This is a genomic window from Chromobacterium aquaticum, assembly GCF_021129195.1.
Classification (GTDB): Bacteria; Pseudomonadota; Gammaproteobacteria; order Burkholderiales; family Chromobacteriaceae; genus Chromobacterium; species Chromobacterium aquaticum.
In genome coordinates, this window is record NZ_JAJOHW010000082.1 from 40813 (window position 1) to 66720 (window position 25908).

Consider the following 25908-nt stretch of genomic DNA (forward strand, 5'->3'; position numbering starts at 1 on the left):
CCGAGCTCAAAATGCTCATGTACCGTTTGTACATTCCGCTTTTTCGCTCGTTTTCGCCTTGTCTCGCCCTTGCTCGCGAGACTTTGAACAGACTCTGAGAGCTTGGTCTCGCGTACTGCTAATGAAAAACCCACGGAAAACCGTGGGTTTTTTTGCGTGTGTTGGCGGCCTTGGCGCTTGGACTAGCGGGGGCTCAGTCCGCTTGGTGCCATATTAATGACAAATGGTAATTAAATTCTAAAAGTCAATTACGTAGTAATAACTAAAACCTTGCCCCGGCTTCGATGCGCTTGCTATACCGGCTGTGGGCGGGGCGGGCGTAGCCTGCTCCGTGTGGTCTCCAGTGTTGGATAACTCATTACGGGAGCATGATCATGTCTGAACAATTGCTGGGCGGTTGGTCCGGGTTCCGGCCCTTGAACGAGCAGGATCGCAAGGTGTTTCATCAGGCCACCGAAGGCCTGCTGGGCGTGAAATACGTGCCCTTGGCGGTATCCACCCAGGTGGTGGCGGGGGAGAACTTCATCTTCCTGGCCAGCGCGGAAGTGGTCTACCCCGGCGCGCAGCCGCACTTGGTGGCGGTGTACATCTTCCAACCGCTGGGCGGCAAGCCGCCGCATGTGGTCCGCATCGAGAACCTGCGTTTGTAAACATCCCGCCAAGACGCTGTCACGTCTCCAGCCCGCCGCTCGGCGGGCTTTTGTTTTGGGTCGCCGCCGCTTGTTCCAGCAGCCATTGTTTAAAGATGCCCATTTCCGGGTCGCGCACCGTGTCCGGGCGGTGTATCAGGTAATAAGCGAGCGCGCTCGGCAGCGGCGGCGCCGGCAGTTGGCGCAGGCGGCCGGCGGCCAGTTCGATTTGCAGCAGCGAGCGCCGCGCCAGTGCGTAGCCGCGGCCGGCCAGCGCCGCTTCGATGGCGGCGTTGGAATCGACGCAGACCACGCCTTGTTCGCAATCCAGCGTGTTCAGGCCGGCGGCGCGGCTCCATAGCCGCCAGTCGCCGCGGTGCTCGTCGTGCAACAGCCGCTCGCCGCTGAGCGCGTCCAGCCGCGCTGGCAGCGTCGGCGCGCATACCGGCACCAGTTCGTCGTCCAGCAGCTTGCTGACGCTGAGGCCGGGGTAGTCGCCCAGGCCGTGACGCACGGCGAAGTGGATGTTTTCCGTGGCGAGATCGACCACGCGGTTGCCGGTGCTGACGTGGACGTCGATGCGCGGATGCGCGCGCAGGAAGTCCTGCAAGCGCGGAATCAGCCATTGCGCGCCAAACGACGGGGTGCAGCTGAGCAGGATCACGCGGCGGGCGGCGATGAGGTGGGCGGTGGCGCGGTCTATCTCGGCCAGCGCGCGCTGGCAGGCGGCCAGGTAGTCGCGGCCGGCTGTGTTCAGGGTCAGGCCGCGGGCGTGGCGTTCGAACAGCGGCTGGCCCAGGCAGTCTTCCAGCTTGCGCAGCTGCTGGGACACCGCGCCGGGGGTGACGTGGAGTTCCTCGGCGGCGAGCTTGACGCTGAGCCGGCGCGCGGCGGCTTCAAAGAAGCGCAGGGATTCCAGCGGTGGCTTGGGCATATGAGTTTAGCTTTGCTAAATGCTTGAACAGGAGAAATCGTTTGTTAGCGCGGCTGACGGCATGGATGATTTCAGTATCCGGTTTAGGCGGATTCAATACAAGGTGGAGGGAAGCATCATGGGGATGGCGAGTCTGGGACGTTTGCTGCTGTTGGCGGCCTTGTGGGGCGGCAGCTTTTTATTCATGCGCATCGTCGCGCCGGTGTTGGGCGCGGCGCCGACGGCCCTGGGCCGGGTGGCGCTGGGGGCGGCCGGCCTGCTGGGCTTGATCGCGCTGCTGCGTTTGCGGCTGTCCTTTCACGGCAAGCTGCGCGCCACGCTGCTGTTGGGCGTGATCAATTCCGGGCTGCCGTTTCTATTGTTCGCGCTGGCGGCGCGGGTGTTGCCGGCCGGCTATAGCGCGATTTTGAACGCCAGCACGCCCTTGATGGGGGTGTTGATCGGCGCGGCGCTGTTTGGCGAACGCATTGGCGCCAACAAGCTGGCCGGGGTGCTGATCGGCCTGGGCGGGGTGGCGGTGCTGACCCGCACCGGTCCGGCGACGGACCCGGCGGCCTTGTGGGGCGTGGCGGCCTGCCTGGCGGCGACCGCTTGCTACGGGCTGGCCGGCTTTCTGACCAAGCGCTGGATCGCGGACCGTGGCGGGCTGGACAGCCGGGTGGTGGCCTTGGGCAGCCAGCTGGGCGCGGTCTTGCTGCTGCTGCCCTTCATGCTGTGGCAGGCGGCCGCGCAGCCGCTGTCCTGGCCGGAGGCGGGGCCGCGGGTGTGGGCCGCCTTGCTGGCGCTGGGCTTGCTGTGCACCGCGCTGGCTTATGTGCTGTATTTCCGCCTGATCGCCGATGTCGGCCCGTTGAAGGCCCTGACGGTGACGTTTCTGATTCCGCCCTTTGGCATGTTCTGGAGCTGGCTGGCGCTGGGCGAGACGGTCAGCGGCCTGCAGGCGCTTGGCGGCGCGTTGATCGCGCTGGCCTTGTGGCTGGTGCTGCGACCGGAGGCGCCGGCGGCGCGCGCCGCCGCGCCGGATGAGGATTGGTCGATTTAGCGGCGGCGCGGGCGCGCGTCAATTGAGCAGCAGATAGCGGACCGGGCTTTCGCCGCAGGCGACCAGCCCGCATTCCAGGAACACCGACAAGGCATTGCCCAGCAGCAGCAATAGGGTGAGCGCGATGCCGGCCTTGGCCAGCGGGGCCAGCCGCGCCGGCGCTTGCTGGTCGAAACTGCGCGTTTGCTGGCACAGCATCAGCAGCAGCGCGCAGCCGATGAAGACGCCGAAGAAGGCGAGCGCGGCCCAGGTGTAGAAGTGCAGGCCGAGGATGGGCGGGCCGAAGCCGGCATCGCCGGGGGCGATGTGCAGCAGCACTTGGCGGCCGGCCACCAGAAAGCCGGCGGCGGCGGCCAGCAGCATCATGCCGTAATGGCCGGGCTTGTCGCCCAGCAGCACATTGGCGGCCAACGCCACCGCGATCGCGCTCAAGGCCACGCGCTGCAGCAGGCATAGCGGGCAGGGCAGCTCATGTTGGGCGAATTGGAAGTAAAAGGCGACCAGCAATAATAGATTGATCAGCAGCAGGCCCAGCAAGTTCAGCTGGCCGGTGAGTTTCGACATGATGGGCGCGTCCTTACAGGGAGATGGGCAGCATGCTGGTGGCGTGGAATTTGAACCAGTACAGGGTCAGCGCGAAGGCGAGGCCCCAGCAGGCGTAAGCCCATTGGCGCTTGCGCAGGATCAGCGCCAGCATGGCGGCGGCGAGCAGCAGAAACAGCAGGGTGTCCATCGGGGAGTCCTTGTGGTGGTGGCGATGGGGCGCCGGCGGACGCCGGCCTTGTGCTGAAGATTAGCATTGGCGCAAGGCTTGGGGATATAGCGCCGCGCGGCAGGCGGGGACGGGCGTGGCGGCCAGCTCAGCGCGGAGGCGGCGTCTCGGCTTGTTCGCGGATCAGGTCCAGCTCGTTGTGGCTGTCTTGCAGCATGGTGGTCGCCAGCTGGCACAGCCCGGCGATGTGCTGGCGCGCGCGCGGATCGGACAATTGATTGAGCCGCGTGATCGCGTGGAGCAGCGGCTCCAGCGATTGCAGCGTGTCCATCGCCAGCCGGCAAGCCGTGGCGGTGTCGGGCGGCGGCGGGTCAGGCTTCATGCGGCTGGGGCGCGATATAAAGGCGCAAGCTGGTATAGCGCAGGCTGTAACCGGTTTCGGCGCAGTAGAGCGAGCCGGTGTGGCGGTCCGCCCAGAGCCGCTGGTGATGGATGCACACCGCGCACACCTTGCGCGGCAGCACGCCCCTGGGGGTGTGCAGCATGGCCTTGACGCTGGGCAGCGGCTTGAGCAGGCGCAGGCTTTCCACGGCGATGCAGCTGCCGTGATCGGTGAGTCTGGGGCGTAACGGTTCGAAGGTCATGCCAGTCTCCATGATCATGGACGAAGCGACTGGCCTAGCCTATCAATCAAGATATTAAATAACAATAACCGCTAGGTTATGTTTTGGACGAGTGTTGCGTATTGGGCAATGCCGCGACGGCTCAGTCGTCCTGTTCGTCCTGCTCGGGATTGGGCAGCGCCAGCGGCTGGTTGTCTATGACCCGGCTGAGGTCCTGGCTCAACGCGTCCACCATGCTGCGCAGGCAGATCAGGCTCTTGCGGCTGAGCGACTTGCCGCGCATCGCGCGGTGCAGGTCGTCGATCAGCAGTTGCAGCAAGGCTTGTTCCGATAGCGACACTTCGTACTCGGCAACCCGCTCCCGCAACGGCGGCAGCGTGTCCATGTCGCCTTCTTCATCCAGCCAATAGCGCTGCAGGCCCAGGCAGTTTTCGATGTGGCGCGCCAGGCTTTCTCCCATGCCGCGGCCGCTTGGCGCGTCGGAGAACAGCCGGTAGATTTGAGGAGGGCGGCGGTCGATAAACTCGGCGAATCGGGCGACGTTGCCGTCGAAATCGCGTGCGATCAACAGGCCCAGCTTGTAGCGGCGGATTTCGGTCGTGTTCATGTGGGCTATTCAAGCCTAAATATATCCGAGTGGTAAGCTGGCAATCGGTTAGCTTTTAACATAATCATATGGTTATGATTTGGGAGCGAAAAGACGCAAAGCCAGCAAGCATGGGCGTTTACCGTGCGCGTAAATGACGTTGGCAAATTGGCGGCGGCTGGTTTAGGGCGTTGTTTTTGTGCAGCGGGGATGAAAAAGCGCCAGCCGGGGCTGGCGCTGCGCGGGGCGATGCCGGTTTCAGGCGTCGGCGCTGCGGTGGGTGATGATGTTGAAGCCTTCTTGCGCGCCGGGCGGCACGAAGTAGCGGGTGATGTGGTCGAACTCGGCCTCGCTGACGCTGAACGGGTGGCTGCCCTTGGCATTGCGCTGGCGCAGCCGCGATTTGCAGGCATCGTCGTCCACATCCAGGTGGTGCAGCTGGTGGGCGGCGCCGCTGGCGTCGATCAGCTCGCGCATCCAGCGGCGGTTGTCCAGGGTGTTGGCCGGCATGTCCAGCACCACCGACAGGCCTTGGCCGAGCAGGGCGGCGAGATGCGGCGCCAGCGCGTCCTTCAGCGATTGCGAGCGGCGCACGTAATCGGTCAGGGTGCGGATTTCGCCGGGGTAGAGCTTGGCCAGCCAATCGTCTTCGCTGATCAGCACGGTGCGCGGCTGGTCGGCCAGGCGGCGGGTCAGCGTGGACTTGCCCGCCGCGATCTTGCCGCAAACCAAGTGCAGTGTCGCCTTAGTGGCCGTATCTTTGAATTGTTCATTGCTTGGCATGACAGTCTCCTTGGGATAGGGGCAGCTATGAAAAAACCCGCCGGTTGGGGCGGGTTGCCGGGCTTCGTCTGGCCGCGCGCCAACCCGCCTCAGAAAAAGGCGTCAATCCAATCTTGGCTGGCGTAAGGGGCGAAGCGGCGCATAGCGGCCTTATGGTGGCCGCTTGGGGCGGGCTTGTCAAACCGCCGCGGCGGGCCGGCCGGCGCAAGATCCGGTAGACTGAGCCGATGTGCGTCAATTATCTGTGTCCCCATCCGGATCAACTGCCGCTGTTCGGCGTCGAGGCCGGCGGGCTGGTCTGGCAAGAAGAGGCGTGGCAGGACTACGCCGCGCCCTTCATCGTCGCCGGCCGCCAGGGTTTGGAACTGCGGCTGGGCAATTACGGCCTGGTGCCCAAGCGCCATCAGCCGGAAGGCCTGCGGCTGTCCACCACCAATGCGCGTTCGGAAACCGTGGCCGAGCTGAAAAACTTCCGCTACCCATGGCGCGCCGGCCAGCGCTGCCTGGTGCCGATGCGCGCCTTCTTCGAACCCTCGTATGAAAGCGGCCGCGCGCTGCGCTGGCGCATCGGCCTGGCCGACGACGCGCCGTTCGCGGTGGCCGGCTTGTGGCGCGCGTGGTCGGAGCCGGACGGCTCGATCAGCCACGCCTTCACCCAATTGACGGTCAACGCCGAGGCGCATGCGCTGATGCGCCGCACCCATAAGCCGGAGGACGAGAAGCGTTCGCTGGTGATCGTGCGGCCGCAGGACTACCAGGCCTGGTTGACGGCGCGGCGGCCGGAGGAGGCGCAGCGCTTGCTGCGGCTGTATCCGGCGGAGGAGATGCGCGCCGAGGACGCGCCGCTGGCGCCGCGCCAGGGCGCGTCCAAGCCGGCGCCGCAGCCGCTGCCGCGAACCCTGGGTTTGTTCGACTGAGCGACTGCCGCCTGTTCATGCTCTTCGCCGCGAGCAACCGCGAGGAAGAGCGTGAACCGGCTTTTAGTACGTGTTTACGATCTCGCGAGACAAGGCGAAAACGAGCGAAAAAGCGGCATGTACAGGTGGTGCATGAGCATTTTGAGCTCGTACTGACCTGTAACGCTCCACGGCGCGCAGCAGATCGTAAACAGGTTCTTAGATCATCGCCTTCGGATCCACCCACTGATCAAACTGCTCCGCCGTCACATAGCCCAGCTCCAGCGCCGCCTGCTTGAGGGTGCCGCCGTTGGCGTGGGCCAGCTTGGCGATGGCGGCGGCCTTGTCGTAGCCGATGTGAGGGTTGAGCGCGGTGACCAGCATCAGCGATTGCTCCAGCAATTGCTCGATGCGCGCGCGGTTGGCCTGCATGCCGTGCACGCAATGATGGTTGAGGCTGTCCATGCCGTCGGCGAGCAGGCGCGCGCTTTGCTGGAAGTTGTGCGCGATCAGCGGCTTGAACACGTTCAGCTCGAAATTGCCGGAGGCGGCGCCGATGGACAGCGCCACGTCGTTGCCCAGCACTTGGCAGCAGAGCATGGTCATCGCCTCGCACTGGGTGGGGTTGACCTTGCCCGGCATGATGGAGCTGCCCGGCTCGTTTTCCGGGATCAGCAGTTCGCCCAGGCCGCTGCGCGGGCCGGAGGCCAGCCAGCGGATGTCGTTGGCGATCTTGATCAGCACCGTGGCCAGTTGCTTGAGCGCGCCATGGGCGTGCACCAGCGCATCGTGGCCGGCCAGCGCGGCGAACTTGTTGCCGGCGCTGGCGAAGGGCAGGCCGCAGGCGTGATTGAGTTCCGCGGCCACGCGGGCGCCGAACTCCGGATGGGTATTGAGGCCGGTGCCGACGGCGGTGCCGCCGACCGCCAATTGATAGAGGCCTGGCAGCGCGGCGCGGATGGCGTGTTCGGCCTGTTCCAGTTGGTCCACCCAGCCGGACAGTTCCTGGCCCAGGGTCAGCGGCGTCGCGTCCTGCAAATGGGTGCGGCCGATCTTGACGATGTCGGCGAAGGCGGCCACTTTGTCCAGCAGCGCGGCGCGCAGCCGGCCCAGCGCCGGCAGCAGCTTGTCGTGCACCGCGCGCGCGGCGGCGACATGCATGGCGGTGGGGAAGATGTCGTTGGAGGATTGGCCGCGGTTGACGTCGTCATTGGGGTGGATGCGCCGCCCCGGGCCGCGCTCGCCGCCCAGCAATTCGGACGCGCGGTTGGCCAGCACCTCGTTCATATTCATATTGCTCTGGGTGCCGGAGCCGGTTTGCCATACCGATAGCGGGAAGGCGTCCGGATGCTTGCCGGCCAGCACTTCGTCGGCGGCGAGGACGATGGCGTCGGCTTTCTCCGCCGGCAGCGTGCCCAGTTCGCGGTTGGCCAGCGCGGCGGCGCGCTTGACCTGGGCCAGCGCCAGGATCAGTTCCAGCGGCAGGGTTTCGCTGGAGATGGCGAAGTGGCCGAGCGAGCGCTGGGTCTGCGCGCCCCATAGCGCGTTGGCGGGGACTTCGATGTCGCCGAAGGAATCGTGTTCTATTCTGTGTGTCATGGCATGCCTTTCGCACGGGAATGAGGTTTCGATTGTATGCTAAATGCAAGTTCAGGGCTGAACCATTGACCTGTTTTCCGGTCTGACCTCTTGGCGGAGCGCCTCAGGGCTGAGCACTTTAGCGGCGTTCCCTTATGTTTTCGTCCTTGCTTGCATCTTGGCTTTCAACAGGAGTCCTTCATGTCGCTTCGTTCCGAATCCACTTTGCGTTCCTTTACCCTGGCGTCGGGCCAGTCCTGTCAATTCCATTCGCTGCCGGCGCTGGCGGAGCTGGGGGTTGGCGATGTCGGCCGGCTGCCGGTGTCGCTGCGCATCGTGCTGGAGTCCTTGCTGCGCCATCTGGACGGCCAGCGCGTGACCGACGCGCATGTGCGCCAGCTGGCCGGCTGGCAGCCGCGCGCGGCGCGCAGCGAGGAAATCCCCTTCGTGGTGGCGCGCATCGTGCTGCAGGATTTCACCGGGGTGCCGCTGCTGTGCGATCTGGCGGCGATGCGTTCGGTGGCCGAGCGCGCCGGCAAGCCGCCCAAGCGCATCGAACCGCTGGTGCCGGTGGACCTGGTGGTGGATCACTCGGTGCAGATCGACCATTTCCGTGAGAACAACGCCTTGGACCTTAACATGAAACTGGAATTCCGCCGCAACGCGGAGCGCTACCGTTTCATCAAATGGGGGATGCAGGCCTTCGACACCTTCAAGGTGGTGCCGCCGGGCATAGGCATCGTGCACCAGGTGAACCTGGAGTATCTGGCGCGCGGAGTGCTGAGCAAGGATGGGGTGTATTACCCGGACAGCCTGGTGGGCACGGATTCGCACACCACCATGATCAACGCTCTGGGCGTGGTGGGCTGGGGCGTGGGCGGCATCGAGGCGGAAGCCGGCATGCTGGGCCAGCCGGTGTATTTCCTGACGCCGGACGTGGTGGGCGTGCATTTGAAGGGCAGGCTGGGCGAGGGCGTGACCGCCACCGATCTGGTGCTGACCGTGACCGAGCTGCTGCGCAAGGCGCAGGTGGTGGGCAAGTTCGTGGAGTTCCACGGCGAAGGCGCGGCCTCGCTGACCTTGCAGGACCGCGCGACGCTGGCGAACATGGCGCCGGAATACGGCGCCACCATGGGCTTCTTCCCGCCGGACGAGCAGACCGCCGCCTATCTGACCGCCACCGGCCGCAGCGAGGCGGAGGTGGATGCGTTCCGCCGCTATTTCCAGGCGCAGCAGATGTTCGGCATGCCGCAGGCGGGCGAGATCGATTACAGCAGCGTGCTGGAGCTGGACCTGGCCACGGTCGCGCCCAGCGTGGCCGGCCCGCGCCGGCCGCAGGACCGCATCGCGCTGCCGGATTTGAAAAACCGCTTCAACGAGCTCTTGCATCAGCCGGCCAAGGCCGGCGGCTACGGCAAGGAGGGCGCCGGCGGTTTCAGCGGCAAGCTGCGTCACGGCTCGGTGCTGATCGCGGCGATCACCTCCTGCACCAATACCTCCAACCCCGGCGTGATGCTGGCCGCCGGCCTGCTGGCGCAGAAGGCGGTGGCGCGCGGCCTGAGCGTGGCCGGCCACATCAAGACTTCGCTGGCGCCGGGTTCGCGGGTGGTGACCGATTACCTGGGCAAGGCGCATTTGCTGGGGCCGCTGGAGCAGCTGGGTTTCCGCGTCGCCGCCTATGGCTGCACCACTTGCATCGGCAATGCCGGCCCGCTGGAGCCGCAGCTGGAAAGCGAGGTCAGCGGCCAGGATCTGATCTGCGCGTCGGTGTTGTCCGGCAACCGCAACTTCGAGGCGCGCATTCATCCGGCGATCAAGGCCAACTTCCTGATGAGCCCGCCGCTGGTGGTGGCCTTCGCCATCGCCGGTCGGGTGGATATCGATCTGGAACATGAGCCGCTGGGCGTCGGCGTGGACGGCAAGCCGGTGTATCTGCGCGATGTCTGGCCCAGCCAGCAGGAGGTGGGCGCCGCCTTGCTGCAAGCGACGGACGCGGCCACTTATCGCCGTTTGTACCAGGATTTCGCCAGCGGCAACCCGCTGTGGAACGATATCGCCGCCAGCGTGGGCGAGGTTTACGGCTGGGAGCCGTCCAGCTATATCGCCGAGCCGCCGTTCTTCCAGGATTTCGCGATGCAGCCGACGCCGCAGCCGCCGATCCGCGGCGCGCGCGCCTTGGCGATCTTCGGCGACTCGGTGACCACCGACCATATCAGCCCGGCCGGCTCGATCAAGCCGAGTTCGCCGGCCGGCCTGTATCTGCAGGCGCAGGGCATCACGCCCGGCGATTTCAACAGCTACGGCTCGCGTCGCGGCCATCACGAGGTGATGATGCGCGGCACTTTCGCCAATGTGCGCATCCGCAACCTGATGTTGGCGCCGGACGCCGACGGCAAGCCGGTGGAGGGCGGCCTGACCCTGCTGCAGCCGGACGGCGAGCAGATGTCGATTTACGACGCGGCGATGACCTATGTGCGCGCCGGCACGCCGACGCTGATCTTCGCCGGCGAGGAGTACGGCACCGGCTCCAGCCGCGACTGGGCGGCCAAGGGCACGCGGCTGCTGGGGGTGAGGGCGGTGGTGGCCAAGAGCTTCGAGCGCATCCACCGTTCCAATCTGGTGGGCATGGGGGTGTTGCCGCTGCAGTTCCTGGACGGCGATAGCGCCGCCGGCCTCAAGGGCGACGAGACCTTCGAGCTGCGCGGGCTGGAGGACGGCATCGCGCCGCAGCAGCGGGTGCGCCTGCTGATCCGCGACGCCGCCGGCGGCGAGCGCGAGCTGCCCTTGCTGCTGCGCATCGACACGCCGGTGGAGGTGGATTACTACCAACACGGCGGCATCCTGCCCTATGTGTTGCGCCAGTTGTTGAGCTGAAGCGCCGCGTTTGAATCGTTCCCAATGACCAACAGCCGCTTATCGCGGCTGTTGGTCATTGGCGCGGCGGGCTTAGAAGCTGTTTACGATCCGCTGCGCGTCGGCGCTACGGCGTTGAAACCGAGCTCAAAATGCTGATGTACCACGCGTACATTCCGCTTTTTCTCTCGTTTTCGCCTTAGCTCGCGAGATCGTAAACACCTTCTTAGCTGCGGCCCAGCTTGAAGTTCTGCCACAGCCGGCCGTAGATGCGCAGCGTATCCTGGCCCACGCTTCTCTGGATGAAGCTGTTTTTCAGGTCTTCGGCATTGGGGAAGATGGAGCGTTCATTCAGATACTGCTTGCCGACGAATTGCCGCGCCGGCAGGCTGCCCGGCGCGAAGGTCACGGTATTGGCGTTGTCCGCGGCGATCTTGGGATCCAGGCTGTAGTTGATGAAGGCCAGCGCGTTGGCGGTGTTCTTGGCGTCCTTGGGGATGGTCATGCTGTCCACCCAGATGGCCACGCCCTGTTTGGGCATCAGCGGAACCACCTTGACGCCGTTCTTGGAGTCGGCGGCGCGGCGCTTGGCGATATTGAGGTCGCCGCCATAGCCCATGGCCAGGCAGACTTCGCCGCTGGCCATGTCGTTGATGTAGCCGGAGGAGGAGAAGCGGGTGACGCTGGCGCGGATGGCGTTGAGCTGCGGCATGATGGCGCGGTAGTCGGCTTCCTTGGTGCTGCCCGGGTCCTTGCCGAAGTAGTGCAGCGCCATCGGGAAGAATTCGGATGGGGAATCCAGGACGCTGACGCCGCAGGACTTGAGCTTGGACACGTATTCCGGCTTGAACAGCAGGTCCCATTCATTGGCCGGCAGTTTGCCGCCCAGCGCTTTCTTGACCTTTTCCTCATTGATGCCCAGGGTGATCACGCCCCAGAAATACGGCACCGCGTATTTATTGCCGGGGTCGGACACTTCCATCATTTTCAGCAGCGCCGGGTCGATGTTCTTGTAATTGGGGATCTTGCTTTTGTCCAGCGGCTGAAACAGCCCGGCCTTGATGCCCAGGCCCAGCACATTATTGGACGGAACCACCAGGTCGAAGCCGGAGCGGCCGGTCATCAGCTTGGCGTTCAGGGTTTCCATGCTGTCGTAGACGCTGTAATTGACCTTGATGCCGGTTTGCTTGCTGAAGGCCGGCACGGTGGTGGGGGCGATATAGTCGGACCAGTTGTAGACATTGACGGTATTGGCCTGAGCGAGGCCGGCGCTGGTCAGGCCGAGCGCGAGCAGAGCGTGCTTCCAGGTGTTCATGTTCTCTTCCTTCTCTCTCTCTTTGCATGGCTCTCTTAGGAGCCTGTTTTCAAATCGGTATCGCCGCAGATCGTGAACAGGTTCTGTGCGGCGGCGCGGCGGCCGGGTGGGCCCGGCTCTACGCAAGGCGCGGGACGCAGCTTGCCGAACCAGCATATCGTCCTGTAGTGGTGCCGTCTATTATTTTTGCCATTTGATGTTTTTGTGTTAATTATCTGCATACTCCATGCAACCACGCCTGACGCGCGCGGTCCTGCCATAAGCGGGATCGGCCGGCGACACGGCGGGACGCGCGCATTCGCGGCGGCATTCGCATGCCGGCGCGGACACATAACAAGGCGAGGGCCGACGTTGCGACGCGGCCCCGGACAAAGGAGATGCACCATGCGTAATGTTGACAACGCGCTGCCGGCCCCGGACGGGGGAGGACTCAGCGCCAAGGGTTTGCCCGCCGGTTCCATCGGCATTCTCGGCCTGGTGGTGATCGGCATTTCGGTGTGCGCGCCGGCGTATACGCTGACCGCCTCGCTGGGGCCGGCGGCCACCCAGGTGGGCAAGCAGATGCCGGCGGTGTTTTTCGTCAGCTTCATTCCGATGTTGCTGGTGGCGATAGGCTACCGCGAGCTGAACCGCGAGATGCCGGACGCCGGGACCTCCTTCACCTGGGCCACGCGCGCGTTTGGGCCGTGGATAGGCTGGATCGCCGGCTGGGGGCTGGTGGTGTCCACGGTGCTGGTGCTGTCCAATACCGCCGCGGTGGCGATGGATTTCATGTATCTGGCCTTGGGCCAGGCGCTGGGGCGGCCGGACATCGCGGCCCTGCCTGACAACACGGCGGTGAACATCGCTTCCTGCCTCGGCTTCATGGCGGTGGCCACCTGGATTTCCTGCCGTGGCCTGCAATCCACCAAGCGGGTGCAGTATGTATTGGTGTCGTTCCAGGTGCTGGTGCTGGCCTGGTTCGCCTGGGCGGCGTTCAGCGCCGCCGCCGACGGCGGCCATCCGTATTCCATCCCGCTGGAGTGGAGCTGGTTCAACCCCTTCGCGGTGGAGAGTTTTTCCCAATTCGCCGCCGGGGTGGCGGTGTCCATCTTCGCTTATTGGGGCTGGGACACGGTGGTGACCATCAGCGAGGAAACCACCGGCGACAAGCGCGCCAATCTGTCCGGCAAGGCCGCCACGCTGGTGATGGTGCTGCTGGTGGGCTCTTATGTGCTGATCAGCGCGGCGGTGGTGTCCTTCGCCGGCGTCGGCGCCGACGCCACCGGCCTCGCCAATCCGGCCATCGCCGCCAATGTGTTCACCGCGCTGGCCGGTCCGGTGATGGGGCCGGCGGCCATTCTGCTGTCGCTGGCGGTGATGTCCAGTTCCGCCGCGTCCTTGCAGTCCACTTTCATGTCGCCGGCGCGCACCATGCTGGCGATGGGCCATTACCGGGCCTTGCCGCCCAAGTACGCGGTGGTGGAGTCGCGTTTCAAGGCGCCGGCCTACGCCACCGTGGTGTCGGCGTTGGTGGCCTCGGTGTTTTACGCGGTGATGCGGGTGCTGAGCGAGAATGTGTTGTCCGACACCATTACCGCGCTGGGCATGATGGTGTGCTTCTATTACGGCCTGACCGCCTTCGCCTGCGTCTGGTATTTCCGCAAGCAGGCGCTGAGCTCGGTGCGTCATTTCCTGCTGCGCGGTCTGTGTCCGGGCTTGGGCGGGGCGCTGTTGTTCGTCGCGCTGATCCGCACCACGCTGGACAGCATGGACCCGGCCTTCGGCAGCGGTTCGCATATCGGCGGCCTGGGTCTGGTGTTCATCCTGGGGGTGACGGTGGCCGTGGTCGGTTTGTTGCTGATGCTGTACATGTACCGCCAGCACCCGGCCTTTTTCCGCGGCGAGGTGTTGAAGAAGGGGACGCCGGTGTTCAGCTTCGACGAAAAGATCTGAGCGCGCGCAAATGAAAAGCCGCCCGGCAGGGCGGCTTTGATGTTTGACTAGCGGCTGGCGGCTCAGATGCGGAAGAAACGCACCGCCTGATGCAGGTTCTGGGCGATGTCCGACATCGAGCGCGAGCTGTCCGCCACATTGCTGACGATGGCGGTGTTTTCCTCGGCCATCTGCGCCACTTTTTCCATGTTCTGCGCGATCTCGGTGCTGGCCAGCTTCTGTTCCTGCACCGCGCTGACGATGGTGCCGGTGCTGTCGGTGGACTTGGCCACCGCCTGCTCGCCTTCCTGCAGCGCGTTTTCCACGGTGGAGACGAAGGCCTGGCTGCTGCTCAGCGAGGCGAGGCTGCTGGTGATGGCGTCTTCCAGCTCCACCGACTGGGTGCCCAGCACATGGGTGACCTGGTCGATTTCCTTGGCGGATTCGGCCGAGCGTTCCGCCAGCACGCGCACTTCGTCGGCCACCACCGCGAAGCCGCGGCCCAGTTCGCCGGCGCGCGCCGCCTCGATGGCGGCGTTCAGCGCCAGCAGATTGGTCTGGTCGGCGATGTCGCGCACCTGGCTGGTCATGCTGGTGATCTTGCGGGTGTTGGCGACGAAGTTCTTTACCGCGTCGGCGATGCCGTTGACCGCTTTCTCTACATTGTCGACTTCCTTGATCAGCAGGCTGAGCTGGGCGGTGCCGTTCTTGGCGGTGACCAGGCTGGTCTGCGCGTGCTCGCGTACTTCCTGGGCGGCTTCGGCCACGTGGCTGATGCTGACGGTGAGCTGTTCCACCGCGGCGGCGGAGCTGGCGGCAGCCTGGCTTTGCTGGTGCGAGGCGGTCAGCACCTGCTCGGCGGATTCGGACAGATGGCCGGCCACGCTATTGGCTTCTTCCGCGCCTTGCTGCACATTGCCGATGGCTTTCACCAGCTGCTCGCGCATATCGGCCAGCGCGGCGATCACCTGGGCCGGTTCGTCCTTGCCGTCCGGCTTCAGCTCGATGCGCAGATTGCCGGCGGCCACTTCGCGCGCCGCCGCCACCGCGCTGTTCAGCGGGCGGGTGATGGAGCGGGTCAGCAGCCAGCCTATCAGCGCGGCCGCGGCCAGGCAGATGGCGGTGATGGTCAGCGCGGTGGCGCGCACCGCGGTGGCGCTGGTTTCCGCGTCCTTGCGGCTGTCCTGGGCGCGATCGGCCAGCGCCTTGGTGAGGTCTTCCACCTTTTGTTCCAGTTGGTGGATCAGCGGCCGGTGCTGCCCAACCATGAAGGCTTCGGCCTCCTTGTTCTGGTTGGCCATGGCCAGCGCCATCAGCTTTTTGGTGGGCGCGTCCAGCGCTTCCTGCGCCTGGCCCACGTCCTTGAGCAAGGCGGCGGTGGCGGGTATCGGCGGGAATTTGGTGAAGTGGTCTTCCAGCGCTTTCTCGGCGTTGTTGAACGCTTTGATGGTTTGGTCGGTCTGCGCCTTGATCTCGGCCATCTTGGCCGGGTCGGTTTCAATGATCAGGTCGCGCGCGCCTATGCGTTGCTGTTGCAGATGGTGATCCAGCTGGGCCACCAGCAGCAGGGACTCCAGCCGGTTGTCGGTGATGTCTTCCATGCTGTCGCTGATGGAGGAGAGGCCGCTGAGCATGACGATGCTCATGACCAGCACCAGGGCGATCAGCGCGCCAAAGGCGAGGGCGAGTCTTTGTCCAATGCGCAGGTTTTTCATCTGTTTGTCCCATCGTGGATTATTGTGGTACTTCCAATTTAATATATTTATGAAATGATCAGAAAGTGAATAATTACTTATAGGCTAGCCGACGAATTTTTTGCGGCGTTTTTTGTTTCAAAATGAAACGCGGGAGGGTGAGAGGCAAGGGTGAGCCGTGTTAACGCGGCCATGAAAAAAGGCGGACTCGCGTCCGCCTTTGCTGCATGGTTTGGATCCGGCGCTTATTGCTGGATTTGCGCCTTGGCCTTGAGGTCGGCGATCAGCTTTTCCACGCGGCCGCCCATGATGCGCTGGGTCAGCTGCGGACGGATGTCGTCCAGCGCCGGCACATTGCGCTGCACGCGGGCGTCGTCCAGCTTGATCACGTGCCAGCCGAACTCGGTTTTCACCGGCTTGGCGGTCACTTCGCCCTTGGACAGCTTGGTCATGGCCTGGGAGAACGGCGCCACGAAGGTGCCGGCTTCCTGCCAGTCCAGATCGCCGCCCTTGTCCTTGCTGCCCGGATCCTGCGATTTTTCCTTGGCCAGCTTGTCGAAGGCCTTGCCCTTCTTCAGCGCTTCGATCACCGCCTTGGCTTCGGCCTCGGTCTTCACCAGGATGTGGCGCGCGTGGTATTGCTTGGTTTCCGGCACGCTGGCCACCAGCTTGTCGTATTCGGCCTTCAGGTCGGCGTCGCTGACCGGATTGGACTTTTCATAGTCCTTGATCAGGCGGTTGGCCAATGCCATCGCTTGCATATTGGCCAGTTCGGCGGTGAATTCCGGCGACTTGTCCAGGCCCTTCTTCACGGCTTCCTGGCGCAGCACTTCGGCGGTGACCAGTTGATCCTTGACCATGTCGCGCGCTTGCGGGTTGGCCGGCTGGCCTTGGGCTTCCATCATCTTGACCACGGCGTCGATGCGGGCGTCGGAGATGGCCTGGCCGTTGACGACCGGGCCGGCAACCACGATGGCGCTGCCGGCGAAGGCGGCAACGAGGGCGCTGGTCAGCAGGAGTTTACGCATATTCTTAGGTGTCCTGAAGGTTTGGTTTATTGGATCTTGGCCTTGGCGCGCAGGTCTTCCACTGCCTTGGCGATGGCTTCTTCTTGCAGTTGGCGGCCGATTTGCGGCTTGGCCTCATCCAGCGACGGAAGCTTGGCGTCACGAATGTCTTCCACCTTGAACACATGCCAGCCCAGCGGGGACTGGTAGGGCTTGCCGCTGGTCTGACCCTTGCGGATGTCCTTCAGCGCGGCGGCCAGCGGCGGATCCATGCGGTTGAGGTTGCCCCAGCCCATTTCGCCGTTGCTCTGCTTGGCGTTGGGGTCGATGGAACGGGTGCGCACCAGGTCGTCGAACTTGGCGCCTTTTTTCAGGTCGGCAATCACTTTCTGCGCGTCGGCCTCGCTCTTCAGCGTGATCTGGCGCGCGTGGATTTCCTTGCTGCCGGATTGCTGGGCGGCCAGCTTGTCGTAGACGTCCTTGATCTGGGCGTCGGTCACCGGCGCCTGTTTGGCGATGTCGGCGAACAGCGCTTCGCGCAGCATTTCATTGCGGATGTCGTCCAGGCGCTGGGCGAACAGCGGCTGCTTGTCCAGCTGGCGCTTGCGCGCTTCCTGCAGAATCACTTCGCGGGTGATCAGCGAGTTCTTCAGTTGCTCGCGCAGTTCCGGATTGTCCTGGGCCTTGCCGCCGCTGCTTTGCACCACGTTGGCGACGGCGGTGTCCAGTTCTTTCTTGTCGATGGCGGCGCCGTTGACCACGGCGATGGATTCCGCGGCGGCGGGCAGGGCGATGCTGGCGGCCAGCACGACGGCGGCGATGCGGGAAAGCTTCATGGGGTTGTCCTTCTTTGGAATCAAGTCAGATTTCTTCAGGCGTGAACGCTTTGATGGCCAGCGCGTGCACCTTGGTTTGCATCAAGCTGCCCAGGGCCTCATAGATCAGCCGGTGGCGATGCACGCGGCCCAATCCTTGAAAGCGGGCGCTGACAATGGTTAGCGTGTAATGTCCGCCGCCGTCGCGCGCGCCGACGTGGCCGGCGTGCAGCGCGCTGTCGTCCTGGATGTCCAGGTGTTCCGGCTCCAGCGCCTGCAAGGCGGCGTTCAAGAGTTCCAGCGTGGTGCTCATTGCGGAAACGCCTTGAGAAAGGGTTTGACGCTGACGCTGGCGTAGACGCCGGCCGCGATATAGGGGTCGGCGTCGGCCCAGGCCTGGGCGGCGTCCAGCGATTCGAACTCGGCGACGATCAGGCTGCCGCTGAAGCCGGCGGGGCCGGGATTGGCGCTGTCTATGGCCGGACAGGGGCCGGCCAGCACCAGGCGGCCTGCATCCTGCAGCGCCTGCAGCCGCGCCAGATGCGCGGGCCGCGCTGCCAGCCGGCGCGGCAGCGAGTCGGCGGTGTCCTGGCCGATGATGGCGTAAAGCATTATTTCTTTTCCTCAATGTATTTGGCGAGGAACAGGCTTTGTGCGATGACGAAGGCCAGCATCAGGCCCAGGCCGCCAAACAGTTTGAAATTGACCCAGACGTCTTCGCTGAAACGGTAGGCGACGAACAGATTGAGCGCGCCCATGAAGGCGAAGAAGCCGGTCCAGGCCCAGGTCAGCTTGCGCCATACCGGCGCCGGCAGCTGCAGCTGCTGACCCATCATCAGTTTCAGGCCGTTCTTGCCGAGGAAGTCGCTGATCAGCAGGCCGGCGCCCATCACCCAGTACAGCACCGTGGGTTTCCACATGATGAAGTGCTTGTCGTGCAGCAGCAGGGTGGCGCCGCCCAGCACCACGATCAGGCCCAGGCTGACCCATTGCATGGTGTCCACCTTGCGGTGGCGCAGCCAGGTCCAGCCCACCAGCAAGGTGGTGGCGGCGATGGCGACGCCGGTGGCGATGAACATGTCGCGGCTCAGCCAGTAGGTGGCGAAGAACAGGACGACGGGGAACAGGTCGGTGAAGAATTTCATGCGGACGATTATGAGGGCGGCCCGGCCGATATTCAAGCCGGGCAAGGATTAAGAAGGGATTAGCGCTGGGTCTGCTTGACCACGCTCATCGCGCTGGCCACCAGCGAGCCGACATCGGCGACATTGGCCGGCAGTATGATGGTGTTGTTTTCCTTGGCCAATTTGCCGAAGGCGGCCACGTATTGCTCGGCCACTTTCAGGTTGACCGCCTCCAGGCCGCCCTCGGTGTGGATGGAGCTGGCCACGCGTTTGATCGCGTCGGCGGTGGCGTCGGCCACCAGGCGCAGCGCCTCGGCCTCGCCCAGCGCCTTGTTGATGGCGGCCTGCTTGTCGCCTTCGGAATTGTTGATGGTGGCCTGCATCTCGCCCTGGGATTTCTGGATCGCCGCTTCGCGCGCGCCGTTGGCCAGGTTGATCTGCTCCATCTTCAAGCCTTCGGATTGAGCGATGCGCGCGCGCTTTTCCCGCTCCGCGGTGATCTGCGCCTGCATCGCGTGCAGGATGTCCTGCGGCGGCACCAGGTCCTTGATCTCGTAGCGCAGCACTTTGACGCCCCAGTTGATCGCGGCCTCGTCCAGCGCCGCCACCACGGTCTGGTTGATCTCGTCGCGCTCTTCAAAGGTCTTGTCCAGCTCCATCTTGCCGATCACCGAGCGCAGCGTGGTCTGCGACAGCTGGGTGATGGCGATGATGAAGTTGCTGGTGCCGTAGGAGGCGCGCTGGGCGTCGGTGACCTGGAAGTAGAGGATGCCGTCCACTTTCAACTGGGTATTGTCGCGGGTGATGCAGACCTGGCTGGGCACGTCCAGCGGCACTTCCTTCAGGCTGTGCTTGTAGGCGATGCGGTCGATGAAGGGAATGATGATGTTGAGGCCGGGCGCCAGGGTGCCGTGATAGCGGCCGAGGCGCTCGACGATGTAGGCGTTCTGCTGCGGCACCACCGCCAGCGATTTGAACACGAAGACGATGACGGCGGCGAGCAGGATCAGGGGCAGGAGTTCCATGGGTCTTGTTATTCCGGTTGGGTTGAACTGATTTTGAGCAGATTGCCGTCGCGGCCGACGATGTAGGCGGTGGCGCCGGCTTCCAGGCTTACGCCGTCCACCGTCGCCGCGTCCCAGGCGGCGCCGCGGTATTGCACGCGGGCATGGCCGGAAGCGGCGGCATGGAGGATTTGCACCGGCTGGCCCAGGTCCGGGTCGTCGGCGCGCGGCTGGCTGGGGGAGGCTGGATGGCGGCGCTTGTAGCCGTAAACCAGCGCCACGCCGGCCACGCCGGCAAGGCTGGCGATCACGTATTGGCTGGCTTCGGCGGCGCCGAGCCAGGCGGCAGTGCCGCCGCAGAGCATGGCGACGGCGACGACCAGCAGGTAGAAGGTGCCGGAGAAGAACTCGGCGATCAGCGCGATCAGCGCGCTGGCGATCCAGATGGCGGTTAGCGGCAAGTCGATGACCTTGTCAAATTGATGCGCACATTTTCATGCCATCGCCGCTGAATGACAAGCGCGCGGGTGCGTTCTCTCAAGCGGGCGGGCGTTTAAACATGATCCTTGTCCGGCAGATAATGGGACAGGCGAGCCTCTTCCTCATCATCCAGCCAGAATTTGTCCAGCATTACCCAGACCACGGCAAGCAGCGAAACCAGTACGACGAGCAGAGCGATCATGGCTTGGACTCCTCATCAAGGTGAATAAGGCGCGTTCCCATTTCCATTGTAGTGCCTGCCCCGGTGCTTTGCCGGCGATGGGTTACAATCCATCACCTCAGACAAGCCGAGGGGCGGAATGTTCCAGTTGCAAGCAGCGGCGCAGGCCGAAATCGAAATCAAGAAGAGCCGTTTCATCGGCATCGTGCAGCCGGTGAGCAGCCGGGAAGAGGCGCTGGCGCGGCTGGCGGAGATCCGCGCGCAATGGCCGGACGCGCGGCATTACTGTGCGGTGCTGCTGTGCGGCGCGGATTCCATGCTGGACGACGACGGCGAGCCGTCCGGCACCGCGGCGCGACCGATGTACAACGTGTTGCGGCATAAGGACGTTTGCGATGTGCTGGCGGTGGTGGTCCGGTATTTCGGCGGAATTAAATTGGGTGCGGGCGGCTTGGTCAGAGCCTACACTCAAGCTGTCAATGCCGCGATGGACATGGCCAGCCTGACGGCGATGGTGGCGCGCGGCGATTACGCGGCGACGGTGGATTTCGCCGGCGAGGCGCGGCTGCGCCACTTGTGCCAAGAACTGGGCGTGCCGGTATCGACGCCCGTTTACGGCGAGCGGGTGAGCTTGACGCTGAGCCTGCCGCTCGCCGAGGCCGAGGCCTTGCTGGCGGCGTTGACGGACGGGATGGCCGGCGCGCTGGAGGTGTCGCCGGTCGACTGAGGCGCCGTACGGCGCGGGCGGGGCCGCGCCGGCCCTTCATAAAGGGAGAGAGGGAACTCATGTCGCAACAGCAATATCGCCTGGTGACGCGCAGCGATTTCGACGGACTGGTGTGCGCGGTGCTGCTCAACGAACTGAATATGATCAAGGAGATCAAGTTCGCTCACCCCAAGGACATGCAGGACGGCAAGGTGGAAATCACCGAGAACGACATCACCACCAACCTGCCTTACGTGGCGGCGGCGCATCTGGTCATCGACCACCATCTTTCCGAAACCCTGCGCAATTCCAGCGCGGACAATTATGTGATCGATCCCAAGGCGCCGTCGGCGGCGCGGGTGGTGTTCAACCACTTCGGCGGCAAGCAGGCGTTTCCCAATATCAGCGACGAGATGATGGAGGCGGTGGACAAGGCGGATTCCGCCCAGTATTCGCTACAGGAAGTGCTGCACCCGTCCGGCTGGGTATTGCTCAATTATCTGATGGACGCGCGCACCGGCCTGGGGCGCTTCAAGGAGTTCCGCGTCAGCAATTACCAACTGATGTTGGACCTGATCCGTTATTGCCGCGACCACGGCATAGACGAGATCCTGGCCTTGCCCGATGTGCAGGAGCGGGTGGACTTGTACCGCCAGCACGAGGCGCTGGCCAAGGAGCAGATCCGGCGCTGTTCCCGCGTCTACGGCAATCTGGTGGTGTTGAACCTGCTGCATGAGGACGTGATCCATCCCACCAACCGCTTCATGATTTACGCGCTGTTCCCGGACTGCAATATCTCCATCCACCAGCTATGGGGCGTCAATCGGCAGAACACGGTGTTCGCGGTGGGCAAGTCCATCATCAACCGCAGCTCGCGCACCAATGTCGGCGCGCTGATGCTGCAGTACGGCGGCGGCGGCCACGAGGCGGCCGGCACCTGCCAGGCGGGCAACGACCAGGCCGAAGATGTGCGCGATGAACTGGTCGCGCGCATCCGCGGCCACGGTTGAGAGCCGATTAACGATCGCGCGGATTAAGGCGTGACAAGGCGGCGCGGCTGAACTCGCCGTGTCGCGCCTCATCACGCGCAGCAGGTTGTCGCTCAGGCCAGCTGTTGCAGCACTTCCAGCGCCTGGTGCAGGTCCTGGCATACCGCCAGCGCGTGATGGGTCTGGTCCGCCGGCGGCGTCACCAGGTCCGGCACCAGGATCACCCGCATGCCGGCGGCGACGCCGGCGTGCAGGCCGTAGACCGAATCCTCCAGCACCACGCAGCGCAGCGGATCGACGCCCAGCTTGCGCGCGGCGGCGAGGTAGACGTCCGGAGCCGGCTTGGTATGGGCGACTTCGTCGCCGGCCACCACGGTATCGAAATAAGACGCGAGCCCGGTGCGGCCCAGCTTGATGTCCGCCAGCTGGCGCTGGGTGGAGGTGGCCACCGCGCGCGGCAGGTTTTGTTCGCGCACCCAGTCCAGCAGCGCCTCGATGCCGCGCTTCAGCGGAATCTCCTCATGCTCCAGCATCTGCCAGTAATGCCGGCGGCCCACGTTTTGCAGCGCGACGGCGTGGTCCTGGCTGCCCAGCCTTTCACTGAGGAATTCGGTGCAGCGGCGCATGGACAGGCCCACCATGTCCAGCAGCAATTGATCGCTGAGCGTCATGTCCAGCTCGTCGGCGGCGCGGCGCCAGGACTCCATCGAAATTCTCTCGGTGTCTATCATCAGGCCATCCATGTCGAACAAGATGGCGTCATAGTTTTGCGGCATGAGGACTCCTTTTCCGGGCTTCGACCTTACGCCAGATGGCCCGGCTGCGGCAAGCACTTCCCCTCTGGTATAGTGGGCCATCGCAAACGGCAGAGGAGGCGGATGTGCAATCGGTATTGGTGGCCAATCCCAAGGGCGGCAGCGGCAAATCGACGCTGGCGACCAATCTGGCCGGCTATTACGCCGCGCGCGGCAAACGGGTGATGCTGGGCGATGTGGACCGGCAGCAGTCGTCGCTGGGCTGGCTGGCGCAACGCGATGCGGCGCTGCCTTCCATCGCCGGCTGGGAAGTCAAGGCCGGCGAGGCGGCGCGGCCGCCCAAGGGCACCGAGGTGGTGGTGCTGGACAGCGCCGCCGGCCTGCACGGCAAGAAGCTGGCGGCCCTGGTGTCCCGCGTCAGCCGTATCCTGGTGCCGATTCAACCTTCGCCGTTCGATATGTGGGCGAGCGAGGCCTTCTTCGAGCAATTGCTGGAAGAAAAGGCGATCCGCAAGAACAAGGCCTTCATGGCGGTGGTGGGCATGCGGGTGGACCCGCGCACCCGCTCGGCGCGCGAATTGGAAAAATTCCTGGCCAATCATGATGTGCCGGTGCTGACCTGGCTGCGCGACACCCAGCTTTACGTGCAGGCGGCTTCCAGCGGCCTGTCGCTGTTCGATCTGCCGCCATCGCGCACCCAGCGCGACCGCGACGCCTGGCAGCCGGTGCTGAATTGGCTGGGCGGCGACGCCGACGGCAGTTGGTGCGACAAATAGCCGTTTGTCTTGATCTGAAATAAAATCGCTTGACGTGAAGAAACCTGCGGCGTAAGGTGTGCCGGTAAGTGCGTGCGAGCCAAGCGAGGCGTCGCAGGGGACACTGTAAACGGGAGCCATCGAGCTCCCGTTTATGTTTGGGGCCCCTCGTTTTTTGACTCTTCATTCCGCTTTGGGAGCACACGCATGATCAAGACAGAACTCAATTACGGCGACGTTTACCTGGTGCCGAAGAAAACCGTGGTGGACAGCCGCAAGGAGTGCGATACCTCGGTTCAGTTCGGCCCGCGCCGTTTCGACATGCCGATCTACCCGTCGAACATGAAGTCGGTGGTCAGCGCCGACACCTGCGAGTTCTTCGCCCGGCAAGGCTGGTTTTACACCATGCACCGCTTCAATGTGGACGCGGTCGAGTTCACTCGCGACATGCAGGCCAAGGGCCTGTTCGCCTCCATCAGCGTCGGGGTCAACGAGGACACGCTGGAACAACTGGCCGCGCTCAAGCAGGCCGGTCTTACCCCGGAATACATGACGCTGGACATCGCCAACGCCTGGTGCGTGAAGGCCGAGCGCATGATCAAGCACATCAAGCAGCACTTCCCCGATACCTTCCTGATCGGCGGCAACATCGCCACCGCCGAGGCCGCGCGCGATCTGCAAAGCTGGGGTTGCGACGCGATCAAGGCCGGCATCGCCGGCGGCCGCGTCTGCATCACCAAGAACAAGACTGGCTTTCATCGCCCGATGATTTCCACGGTGCAGGACTGCGTGGCCGCGGTCAGCGTGCCGGTGATCGCCGACGGCGGCATCGTCGAGCACGGCGACATGGCCAAGGCCATGGCCTGCGGCGCCAGCATGATCATGGCCGGTTCCCTGTTTGCCGGCTATGACGAATCCGCCGGCGACATCGTCGAGATCAACGGCAAGCACTACAAGGAATACTTCGGCAGTGCCTCGCAGTTCAACAAGGGCGCCTACGTCAATGTCGAGGGCAAGAAAATCCTGGTGGAGTACAAGGGCAGCATCGGCAAGCTGCTGTGCGAGCTGAAGGAAGACTTGCAGTCGTCCATCAGCTACGCCGGCGGCAAGGAATTGCAGGCGCTGCGCAGCGCCGAGATGATCCAGGTCCGCCGCTGATCCGGCCAGGCGGGCCCGCGCGGCTAGGCGGTTTGCGCCGCCGGCGCGGGCGCGTCTTGGTCTTGCCGCGGCAGCGCGCGGCATTGCGCCCAGATCGAGCACTCCAGCTGCATCGCCACTTCGTCGCGCTGATTGCGGGTGGTCCAGCGCACTTTCACCACGCCAAAGCCGGGCTGACTGCCGGAGCGGCGCTTGTCCAGGATTTCCACGCTGACGCGCAGCGTGTCGCCGGCGCGGGTGGGCTGCGGCCAGCGCATCTTGTCTATCTGCATGCCGATCAAGCCATTGGCCATTTTCCCCAATTCGGTCTGGGTCACCAGCCGCATGCTCAGGCTGCTGGTCTGCCAGCCGCTGGCGGCCAGGCCGCCGAACAGGCTGTCCGCCGCGCGTTGCGGATCGGTATGGAAATATTGCGGGTCGTACTGGCGGGCGAAGCCGGTCAGTTCTTCTTCGCCGAGGGTGTGGCTGGGGCTGTGGAATAGCTGGCCCGGCTGCAGATCTTCAAAATAGAGCATATCGACTTACGTTCGCGTCACTTGAGTTTGCAGCTTAACGCGGCCGGCGCAAGCGGTCAAAATCCGGACTGTATTCAACCGAGGGAGAACGATATTTTGTCGCAAGATAGACAGTTGGAAGTGTGCGCCGCCTCGCTGGCCTCCTGCCTGGCGGCGGAGCAGGGCGGCGCGGCCAGGGTGGAATTGTGCGCCAGCCTGGAAACCGGTGGCGTCACGCCGTCGCCGGGCATGATTGCCTTGGCGCGGCAGCGGCTATCCATCGACCTGCATGTGATCGTGCGGCCGCGCGGCGGCGATTTCCTGTATTCCGCCGACGAGTTCGAGGTGATGCGCCGCGATGTGCTGGCCTGCCGCGACTTGGGCGTGGACGGCGTGGTGCTGGGCTTGCTGGACGCCGATGGCGCGGTCGATGTCGAGCGCACGCGCGAGCTGGTCCGGCTGGCGGGGCCGATGACGACGACCTTCCATCGCGCCTTCGATCTGGCGCGTGATCCCGAGCAGGCGCTGGAGCAGGTGATCGCCAGCGGCTGCCGCCGCTTGCTGACCTCGGGCCAGGCGCCGACGGCGCTGGACGGCGCGGTCCTGATCGCAGGCTTGCGCCGTCAGGCGGGCGAGCGGCTGATGCTGATGCCGGGCGGCGGCCTGCTGCCGGACAATCTGGCCGCGCTGGCGCGCGCCACCGGCTGCGCGGAATTCCACGCCTCGGCCAGCGCGGTGGTGGCCAGCGCGATGCGCCATCGCCGTTCCGGCGTATCCATGGGCGCCGGCGGCGATGAGTACGGCTGGCGCGAAACCAGCGCCGCCACGGTGCGGGCGATGTGCGAGGTTTTGCGCGCGCTGGATTGACTCTGGTTTCACGG

30 protein-coding genes are annotated in these 25908 nt (G+C 64.5%); 10 read left to right on the top strand and 20 right to left on the bottom strand.

Annotated features, from left to right (window positions below):
* The first annotated feature begins 374 nt into the window (after positions 1–374).
* Positions 375–650: a hypothetical protein gene (locus LQT98_RS12870; protein ID WP_048411127.1), complete on the top strand. Its 276-nt coding sequence runs from the start codon at positions 375–377 to the stop codon at positions 648–650.
* Between the two features lie 19 nt (positions 651–669).
* Here LQT98_RS12870 and LQT98_RS12875 read toward each other — a convergent pair whose 3' ends face one another.
* Entirely contained in the window at positions 670–1563 is an 894-nt protein-coding gene (locus LQT98_RS12875; protein ID WP_231462688.1) for a LysR substrate-binding domain-containing protein, read from the bottom strand.
* A gap of 118 nt (positions 1564–1681) precedes the next feature.
* Between LQT98_RS12875 and LQT98_RS12880 the strand changes: the two genes are divergently transcribed.
* Positions 1682–2605, top strand: coding sequence for a DMT family transporter (locus LQT98_RS12880; protein ID WP_231462689.1), 924 nt, complete (start codon positions 1682–1684; stop codon positions 2603–2605).
* An 18-nt stretch (positions 2606–2623) separates the two neighbouring features.
* Here LQT98_RS12880 and LQT98_RS12885 read toward each other — a convergent pair whose 3' ends face one another.
* The 6 genes from LQT98_RS12885 to LQT98_RS12910 all read right to left on the bottom strand — a co-directional run bounded on the left by LQT98_RS12885 (position 2624) and on the right by LQT98_RS12910 (position 5309).
* Entirely contained in the window at positions 2624–3169 is a 546-nt protein-coding gene (locus LQT98_RS12885; protein ID WP_231462691.1) for a disulfide bond formation protein B, read from the bottom strand.
* A gap of 13 nt (positions 3170–3182) precedes the next feature.
* Entirely contained in the window at positions 3183–3338 is a 156-nt protein-coding gene (locus LQT98_RS12890) for a DUF5993 family protein (RefSeq protein WP_156183934.1), read from the bottom strand.
* A gap of 127 nt (positions 3339–3465) precedes the next feature.
* Positions 3466–3699 (bottom strand): hypothetical protein, encoded by a 234-nt coding sequence (locus tag LQT98_RS12895; protein WP_048411098.1) that lies wholly within the window; start codon positions 3697–3699, stop codon positions 3466–3468.
* A complete protein-coding gene (locus LQT98_RS12900) occupies positions 3689–3961 on the bottom strand; it encodes a hypothetical protein (protein WP_048411097.1) in 273 nt (90 codons plus the stop codon). Before LQT98_RS12900 ends, LQT98_RS12895 begins: the two co-directional genes overlap by 11 nt.
* A 121-nt stretch (positions 3962–4082) precedes the next feature.
* Complete coding sequence (locus LQT98_RS12905; protein ID WP_048411096.1) at positions 4083–4547, bottom strand: hypothetical protein; 465 nt, start codon at positions 4545–4547, stop codon at positions 4083–4085.
* Positions 4548–4784: 237 nt separating this feature from the next.
* On the bottom strand, positions 4785–5309 hold the full coding sequence (locus tag LQT98_RS12910) for an AAA family ATPase (protein ID WP_048411095.1): 525 nt from the start codon (positions 5307–5309) through the stop codon (positions 4785–4787).
* 227 nt (positions 5310–5536) lie between these two features.
* Here LQT98_RS12910 and LQT98_RS12915 point away from each other — a divergent pair, with 227 nt between their 5' ends.
* Positions 5537–6226, top strand: coding sequence for an SOS response-associated peptidase (locus LQT98_RS12915; protein WP_231462693.1), 690 nt, complete (start codon positions 5537–5539; stop codon positions 6224–6226).
* Between the two features lie 198 nt (positions 6227–6424).
* Here the strand turns inward: LQT98_RS12915 and fumC are convergent, their stop codons facing one another.
* A complete protein-coding gene (gene fumC, locus LQT98_RS12920) occupies positions 6425–7804 on the bottom strand; it encodes a class II fumarate hydratase (protein ID WP_231462695.1) in 1380 nt (459 codons plus the stop codon).
* Between the two features lie 180 nt (positions 7805–7984).
* Between fumC and acnA the strand changes: the two genes are divergently transcribed.
* Positions 7985–10657 (top strand): aconitate hydratase AcnA, encoded by a 2673-nt coding sequence (gene acnA / locus LQT98_RS12925; protein ID WP_231462696.1) that lies wholly within the window; start codon positions 7985–7987, stop codon positions 10655–10657.
* 205 nt (positions 10658–10862) lie between these two features.
* Here acnA and LQT98_RS12930 read toward each other — a convergent pair whose 3' ends face one another.
* On the bottom strand, positions 10863–11951 hold the full coding sequence (locus LQT98_RS12930) for a polyamine ABC transporter substrate-binding protein (RefSeq protein ID WP_231462698.1): 1089 nt from the start codon (positions 11949–11951) through the stop codon (positions 10863–10865).
* A gap of 384 nt (positions 11952–12335) precedes the next feature.
* Between LQT98_RS12930 and LQT98_RS12935 the strand changes: the two genes are divergently transcribed.
* Positions 12336–13886: an APC family permease gene (locus LQT98_RS12935; RefSeq protein WP_231462699.1), complete on the top strand. Its 1551-nt coding sequence runs from the start codon at positions 12336–12338 to the stop codon at positions 13884–13886.
* A 62-nt stretch (positions 13887–13948) separates the two neighbouring features.
* Here LQT98_RS12935 and LQT98_RS12940 read toward each other — a convergent pair whose 3' ends face one another.
* The 9 genes from LQT98_RS12940 to LQT98_RS24050 all read right to left on the bottom strand — a co-directional run bounded on the left by LQT98_RS12940 (position 13949) and on the right by LQT98_RS24050 (position 20191).
* Positions 13949–15580 carry a methyl-accepting chemotaxis protein gene (locus LQT98_RS12940; protein WP_231462700.1) on the bottom strand — a complete coding sequence of 544 codons (1632 nt, stop codon included), beginning with the start codon at positions 15578–15580 and terminating at the stop codon, positions 13949–13951.
* Positions 15581–15804: 224 nt separating this feature from the next.
* On the bottom strand, positions 15805–16587 hold the full coding sequence (locus tag LQT98_RS12945) for a peptidylprolyl isomerase (protein ID WP_231462701.1): 783 nt from the start codon (positions 16585–16587) through the stop codon (positions 15805–15807).
* A gap of 26 nt (positions 16588–16613) precedes the next feature.
* On the bottom strand, positions 16614–17402 hold the full coding sequence (locus LQT98_RS12950) for a peptidylprolyl isomerase (protein ID WP_231462702.1): 789 nt from the start codon (positions 17400–17402) through the stop codon (positions 16614–16616).
* A gap of 25 nt (positions 17403–17427) precedes the next feature.
* The gene (locus LQT98_RS12955; protein ID WP_231462704.1) at positions 17428–17694 is read right to left on the bottom strand and encodes a BolA family protein; all 267 of its coding nucleotides are present in this window, start codon (positions 17692–17694) and stop codon (positions 17428–17430) included.
* The gene (locus tag LQT98_RS12960) at positions 17691–17996 is read right to left on the bottom strand and encodes a YciI family protein (protein ID WP_456237132.1); all 306 of its coding nucleotides are present in this window, start codon (positions 17994–17996) and stop codon (positions 17691–17693) included. Before LQT98_RS12960 ends, LQT98_RS12955 begins: the two co-directional genes overlap by 4 nt.
* Positions 17993–18526 (bottom strand): septation protein A, encoded by a 534-nt coding sequence (locus LQT98_RS12965; RefSeq protein WP_231462706.1) that lies wholly within the window; start codon positions 18524–18526, stop codon positions 17993–17995. The genes LQT98_RS12960 and LQT98_RS12965 overlap by 4 nt, the downstream gene beginning before the upstream one ends.
* A 59-nt stretch (positions 18527–18585) precedes the next feature.
* Complete coding sequence (locus LQT98_RS12970; RefSeq protein WP_048411085.1) at positions 18586–19530, bottom strand: SPFH domain-containing protein; 945 nt, start codon at positions 19528–19530, stop codon at positions 18586–18588.
* 8 nt (positions 19531–19538) lie between these two features.
* On the bottom strand, positions 19539–19970 hold the full coding sequence (locus tag LQT98_RS12975; protein WP_231462707.1) for an NfeD family protein: 432 nt from the start codon (positions 19968–19970) through the stop codon (positions 19539–19541).
* 92 nt (positions 19971–20062) lie between these two features.
* Positions 20063–20191 carry a hypothetical protein gene (locus LQT98_RS24050; RefSeq protein WP_255360820.1) on the bottom strand — a complete coding sequence of 43 codons (129 nt, stop codon included), beginning with the start codon at positions 20189–20191 and terminating at the stop codon, positions 20063–20065.
* Between the two features lie 118 nt (positions 20192–20309).
* On the opposite strand from LQT98_RS24050, the gene LQT98_RS12980 reads away from it, so the two are divergent.
* Both LQT98_RS12980 and LQT98_RS12985 read left to right on the top strand, forming a co-directional pair.
* On the top strand, positions 20310–20897 hold the full coding sequence (locus tag LQT98_RS12980; protein WP_231462708.1) for an IMPACT family protein: 588 nt from the start codon (positions 20310–20312) through the stop codon (positions 20895–20897).
* Between the two features lie 59 nt (positions 20898–20956).
* Entirely contained in the window at positions 20957–21886 is a 930-nt protein-coding gene (locus tag LQT98_RS12985) for an exopolyphosphatase (RefSeq protein WP_231462709.1), read from the top strand.
* A 92-nt stretch (positions 21887–21978) separates the two neighbouring features.
* Here LQT98_RS12985 and LQT98_RS12990 read toward each other — a convergent pair whose 3' ends face one another.
* Entirely contained in the window at positions 21979–22641 is a 663-nt protein-coding gene (locus LQT98_RS12990) for an HAD family hydrolase (protein ID WP_231462710.1), read from the bottom strand.
* Between the two features lie 104 nt (positions 22642–22745).
* On the opposite strand from LQT98_RS12990, the gene LQT98_RS12995 reads away from it, so the two are divergent.
* Positions 22746–23396 carry a ParA family protein gene (locus LQT98_RS12995; RefSeq protein ID WP_048411080.1) on the top strand — a complete coding sequence of 217 codons (651 nt, stop codon included), beginning with the start codon at positions 22746–22748 and terminating at the stop codon, positions 23394–23396.
* A gap of 186 nt (positions 23397–23582) precedes the next feature.
* Entirely contained in the window at positions 23583–24533 is a 951-nt protein-coding gene (locus LQT98_RS13000; protein ID WP_048411079.1) for a GMP reductase, read from the top strand.
* A gap of 23 nt (positions 24534–24556) precedes the next feature.
* Here LQT98_RS13000 and LQT98_RS13005 read toward each other — a convergent pair whose 3' ends face one another.
* The gene (locus LQT98_RS13005) at positions 24557–25048 is read right to left on the bottom strand and encodes a MaoC family dehydratase (RefSeq protein ID WP_231462712.1); all 492 of its coding nucleotides are present in this window, start codon (positions 25046–25048) and stop codon (positions 24557–24559) included.
* Positions 25049–25144: 96 nt separating this feature from the next.
* On the opposite strand from LQT98_RS13005, the gene LQT98_RS13010 reads away from it, so the two are divergent.
* Positions 25145–25894: a copper homeostasis protein CutC gene (locus LQT98_RS13010; protein ID WP_231462713.1), complete on the top strand. Its 750-nt coding sequence runs from the start codon at positions 25145–25147 to the stop codon at positions 25892–25894.
* Positions 25895–25908: the final 14 nt, after the last annotated feature.